Here is a 5,317-nt window from a genome sequence, read left to right on the forward strand (position 1 = left end):
TCGCTCGCATAAAGCGCGAGGTGGATGCCGATCGCGTCCACATCGCGCCGTGGGCGCCACAGGAAACTGAGCGTCTCGACGTCGGCGCGGCCCGCGAAGTGCCGCGTCTCCGATACGTCGTACTGGACGTTCTGGTTCAGCAGGTAGATCGCGACGTCCTTCGGGTTGTCGGTGAATGCCTGCAAATGGATATCCGAATGCGCGTTCGCGGTGCCGTTCAGCACGGCACCCGTCACATAAGGATGGAACTCGGCGAGCCGGCGCATCCAGTCGAGCGCGATTTCGCGCAGGCGGCGCAGTTCGTCCGGCTGCGTGTCGCTCTGGAACAGGGCGAGGTACTCGCGCAGTTCTTCCTCGATCAGGTCGTTATCCGGCAGCCATTCGCCGGCAACGCGCGTATCGCCCAGCAACTGCCGCGCGGCCTTGCGTTTTGCGCCGGCATAGTCCAGGCCGTCCTCCGCGATCAGGCGGGCGGCGGACTGGGCGATTTCCTCGCGGACGCGCCGCGGGTCGAGAAGGGTTTTGCGAGACATGATCCGGCAATCATACTCGATCGCCGCAGGGGCCGAGCGCGGGTGCGGCGGCCTGCCGCCCGGCGCGCCGGCGCCGTTCGCGCGCAGCGTTCGGGCCGCCGGGCACGGCAGGCCGTCAGTTACAATAGTGCTCTTTGTGTCGCGGCAAAAGCCGTTGGCCGGGCGCCGGCCGCACGGCCCGTCCGGCGCGTCGCACACACATCCTTTCCGAATCGACGGCGCCCGGCGGCGCGAAAGCATTCATCTATGCACATCCACATTCTTGGCATCTGCGGCACCTTCATGGGCGGTCTCGCCGTACTCGCGCGCGAGGCGGGCCACACGGTGACGGGTTGCGACGCGGGCGTCTATCCGCCGATGAGCACGCAGCTCGAGGCGCAGGGCATCACGCTGATCGAGGGCTACGGCGCCGAGCAGATCGACCTGAAGCCGGACCTGTTCGTGATCGGCAATGTCGTCACGCGCGGCAATCCGCTGATGGAGGCGATCCTGGATCGCGGCCTGCCGTACGTGTCGGGCCCGCAGTGGCTCGGCGAGCACGTACTCGCCGGCAAATGGGTGCTCGCGGTCGCGGGCACGCACGGCAAGACGACCACGTCGTCGATGCTTGCGTGGCTGCTGGAAGACTCGGGCCTGAATCCGGGCTTCCTGATCGGCGGCGTGCCGCTGAACTTCGGCGTGTCGGCGCGGCTCACCGATTCGAGCTTCTTCGTGATCGAGGCCGACGAATACGATACGGCGTTCTTCGACAAGCGCTCGAAGTTCGTCCACTACCGGCCGCGCACCGCGGTGCTGAACAATCTCGAATTCGATCACGCCGACATCTTCCCGGATCTTGCCGCGATCGAGACGCAATTCCACCATCTCGTGCGTACCGTGCCCGGTGTCGGCCGGATCGTCACGAACGGCCGCTCGGACGCGCTCGAGCGCGTGCTGGCACGCGGCTCCTGGAGCGAGGTCGAGCGGTTCGGCGTCGACGGCGGCTGGCAGGCGCTGCCGGCCGAGGACGGCGTGCCGGTCGACGAGCGCTTTGCGGTGTATTCGCATGCGGAACGCGTCGGTGAAGTCTCGTGGCAGGTGCAGGGCGATCACAACCGCATGAACGCGCTCGCGGCAATCGCGGCTGCGCGCCACGTCGGTGTTCCGCCTGCGCAGGCGGCCGAATCCCTCGCGTCGTTCCGTAACGTGAAGCGCCGGATGGAAGTGCGCGGTAGTGTGGACGGCGTGACTGTCTACGACGACTTCGCGCACCATCCGACCGCGATCGAAACCACGATCGCCGGCCTTCGTGCACGCATCGGTCGCCAGAATGCCCGCATCCTCGCGGTGCTCGAGCCGCGCTCGAACACGATGAAGCTCGGTGTGATGAAGTCGCAATTGCCGGCGAGCCTGTCCGATGCCGATCTCGTGTTCGGCTACGGTGCGCCGACCGGGCGCGATGCGCTCGGCTGGAATCTGGCCGAGGCGCTGGCGCCGCTCGGCGACAACGCGCACGCATTCGACGATCTGCACCTGCTGGTGAAGTCCGTCGTCGTCGCCGCGCGCCCCGGCGACCACGTGCTCGTGATGAGCAACGGCGGCTTCGGCGGCGTGCACCAGAAGCTGCTCGATGCGCTCGGGAGCCGCACGTGATCCTGTACCTGCACGGCTTCCGGTCGTCACCGGAATCGCAGAAGTCGCGCCAGCTCGCCGCGCGCATGGCCGAGCTCGGCCGCACCGATGAGTGGCGGTGCCCGTCGCTGTCGGTGTCGCCGCTCGAAGCGATCGCGGTCGCGGAAGCCGAGGTGGCCGGCGCGCGCGACGTGACCGTCGTCGGCAGCTCGCTCGGCGGCTATTACGCGACATGGCTGGCCGAAAAGCACGGCTGGAAGGCGGTGCTGCTGAATCCGGCCATCGTGCCGCAGCGCGATCTCGAGCAGCATCTCGGCGAACAGCCGCTGTACCACGGCGGCGGCACGATCGTCGTCGAGCGCCGTCACCTGCATGAGCTCGATGCGCTGCGCGTGCCGGCGATCACGCGTGTCGAACGCTACTATCTGTTCGCGGCGACCGGTGACGAAGTGCTCGATTACCGCGAGATGCTTGCGCATTACCCGGGCGCGAAGACGCGCGTGATCGAGGGCAGCGATCACGGGATCAGCGAATTTGCCGACTATGTCGACGACGTTCTCGCCTTTTGCGACGGAAAGACGTCTTAAACCGGCCATGTGCCGATCGAATTCCCATCATCATGCGGCGCCGCCGACGCGGCGCCCGGCAGTCTGAACGAGAGTACTGAGTGAACGTTTTCTTCGAGGAATCGGGCAGTTTCAAGGCGGGCAGCGTGCTGTCGCGCCAGGGCGACGCGTTTCAGGTCGAGTTGCCCGGCGGGCGGCGTGCAAAGGTGCGCGCGAAAGACGTGCTGATCGAATTCGACAAGCCGGCCGCAGGCGAACTGATGCAGGAGGCCGACACGGCCGCGCAGCAGATCGATCTGGACTTCCTGTGGGAATGCGCGCCGGCCGACGAGTTCGCGTACACGGCGCTGGCCGCGGAATACTTCGGCGCGACGTATGGGCCGGTCGAGCGTGCGGCGCTGGTGCTGCGACTGCACGGCTCGCCCGTCTACTTTCGACGCAAGGGGCGCGGCCAGTACCAGCGCGCGCCGGAAGAGCAGCTCAAGATGGCGCTCGCGTCGCTCGAGCGCAAGCGCCAGCAGGCGCTCGTCCAGGTGCAGTATGAAGAGGAACTGAAGGCCGGCAAGCTGCCGGACGCGTTTGCGGGCAAGGTGCTCGGGTTGCTGACGCGGCCGGACAAGAACGCGATCGAATACAAGGCGATGGAAGCGGCGGCCGGTGCACGCGGCGTGTCGCCGGCGCGGCTGATGCTCGACTGCGGCGGCATCGCGTCGCCGCGTGCGCTGCACGAGGCGCGCTTTCTCGCGGAGTTCTTCCCGCACGGCACGGGCTTTCCGGCCGTCACGGTCGGCGCACTGCCGGACGACCTGCCGCGCGCGGACGTCCAGGCGTTCTCGATCGACGACATCACGACGACCGAAATCGACGACGCGTTCTCGGTCGAGCACCTGGCCGACGGCCGCGTGCGGATCGGCGTGCACATCGCGGCACCGGCGCTCGGCATCGTGCGCGGCGACCCGGTCGACGCGATCGCGCGCACGCGCCTGTCGACCGTCTACATGCCGGGCGACAAGATCACGATGCTGCCGGACGACGTCGTCGACGTGTTCACGCTGAAAGAGGGCGACTACCGCCCGGCACTGTCGCTGTACATCATCGTCAACCGCGAAACGCAGGAGATCGTCGCGAACGAGACGCGCGCCGAGCTCGTGTTCGTGAAGAACAACCTGCGGCACAACCACCTCGACGAGCTCGTCAACGAAGAGACGCTCGCGGCCGGCACCGGCGACTATCCGCACAAGGACGACATCGCCGTGCTGTGGCCGCTCGCGCAGGCGCTGTTCGAGAAGCGCCAGGTCGCGCGCGCGGGCTATGGCCTGAAGCGCGAGGTGCAGCGCAACACCGACTACAACTTCTACGTCGACGGCGAGCACGTGTCGATCACGCCGCGCCGTCGCGGGTCGCCGCTCGACCTGATCGTGTCGGAGCTCGCGATCCTCGCGAACTCGACCTGGGGCGCGTTCCTGCACGACCACACGGTGCCGGGCATCTACCGTTCGCAGCGCGGCTTCGGCGCGCCGGGCCCGAAGCGCACGCGGATGCAGACGACGGCCGCACCGCACGAAGGCCTCGGCGTCGCGCAGTACGCGTGGAGCACGTCGCCGCTGCGCCGTTACGTCGACCTCGTGAACCAGTGGCAACTGCTCGCGTGCGTGCAGCATGGCGTCACCGCGAAGCTCGCCGCGCCGTTCAAGCCGAAGGACGCCGACCTGTACGCGGTCGTGCAGGGCTTCGACGACACCTATACGGCCTACGCCGACTACCAGCGCCGGATGGAGTATTTCTGGTGCCTGCGCTGGCTCGCGCAGGAGCAGAAGAAGCAGGTCGTCGCGAGCGTCGTGAAGGGGGATCTCGTGCGCCTCGAGGAAATTCCGCTGCTGCTGCACGTGCCGGGGCTCGGCGTGCATGCACGCGGCACGCGCGTGCTGCTCGACGTGATGTCGCTCGACGAGCTGACGATCGAGGCATCGGTGCGGCTGCTGAACGTACTCGACGCGCCGACCGTGACGAGCGGCGACGCGGCCGAGGAAGAGGATGACGCCGAAGCCGGCGAAGACACGCTGATCGACGCCGAAGACGCGACGGCCGAAACCGAAGCCGAAGCGCTGGCGGAAGCGGATGGCGCGACGGCCGGTGAAGGCGGCGAAGCCGCGAACGGCAACGCCAGCGAAGAGGGGCGCGCATCATGAACGCGGTTGCGTCGACGAGCGGCGCCGACCGCTATGTAGTGTTCGGCAACCCGGTGGCGCACAGCAAGTCGCCGTTCATCCACGCGCAGTTCGCCGCGCAGACGGGCGAGCCGGTCGAATACACGCACCGGCTCGCACCGGTCGACGGGTTTGACGCGGCCGTGCGCGCGTTCGTCGCCGAAGGTGGTCGCGGTGCGAACGTGACGGTGCCGTTCAAGCTCGAAGCGCATGCGCTCGCCGACACGCTGTCGCCGCGCGCGGCAGCGGCGGGCGCCGTGAATACGCTGCGCATCGATGCCGATGGCCGCATCCACGGTGACAACACCGACGGTGTCGGCCTCGTGCGCGACATCGAAGCGAATCTCGGCGTGTCGCTGGCGGGCGCCCGCATCCTGCTGCTCGGCGCGGGTGGCGCGGC

General features: G+C 67.9%; 5 protein-coding genes. 4 read left to right on the forward strand and 1 reads right to left on the reverse strand.

Annotated elements, in window-relative coordinates; genetic code table 11:
• Positions 1-533: UDP-N-acetylmuramate--alanine ligase (locus G3N99_RS33435; RefSeq protein ID WP_206124509.1), on the reverse strand; the 533-nt coding region annotated here is incomplete at its 3' end.
• 246 nt (positions 534-779) lie between these two features.
• Between G3N99_RS33435 and mpl the strand changes: the two genes are divergently transcribed.
• From mpl to G3N99_RS33455, 4 genes are all read left to right on the forward strand, one after another.
• Positions 780-2,165, forward strand: a complete 1,386-nt coding sequence (gene mpl, locus G3N99_RS33440; protein ID WP_206124510.1) for a UDP-N-acetylmuramate:L-alanyl-gamma-D-glutamyl-meso-diaminopimelate ligase — start codon at positions 780-782, stop codon at positions 2,163-2,165.
• Positions 2,162-2,731: a YqiA/YcfP family alpha/beta fold hydrolase gene (locus tag G3N99_RS33445; protein ID WP_206124511.1), complete on the forward strand. Its 570-nt coding sequence runs from the start codon at positions 2,162-2,164 to the stop codon at positions 2,729-2,731. The genes mpl and G3N99_RS33445 overlap by 4 nt, the downstream gene beginning before the upstream one ends.
• Before the next feature lie 80 nt (positions 2,732-2,811).
• Positions 2,812-4,899, forward strand: coding sequence for an RNB domain-containing ribonuclease (locus G3N99_RS33450; protein ID WP_174939089.1), 2,088 nt, complete (start codon positions 2,812-2,814; stop codon positions 4,897-4,899).
• Positions 4,896-5,317 (forward strand): shikimate dehydrogenase (locus G3N99_RS33455; protein WP_206124512.1); only part of this gene is annotated, 422 nt, incomplete at its 3' end. The genes G3N99_RS33450 and G3N99_RS33455, both read left to right, overlap by 4 nt.

Source organism: Burkholderia sp. Ac-20392 (assembly GCF_017104585.1).
Classification (GTDB): Bacteria; Pseudomonadota; Gammaproteobacteria; order Burkholderiales; family Burkholderiaceae; genus Burkholderia; species Burkholderia lata.

Coding starts and splice junctions, on each gene's coding strand:
- mpl (WP_206124510.1), top strand. CDS start 780: ATGCACATCCACATTCTTGGCATCTGCGGCACCTTCATGGGCGGTCTC.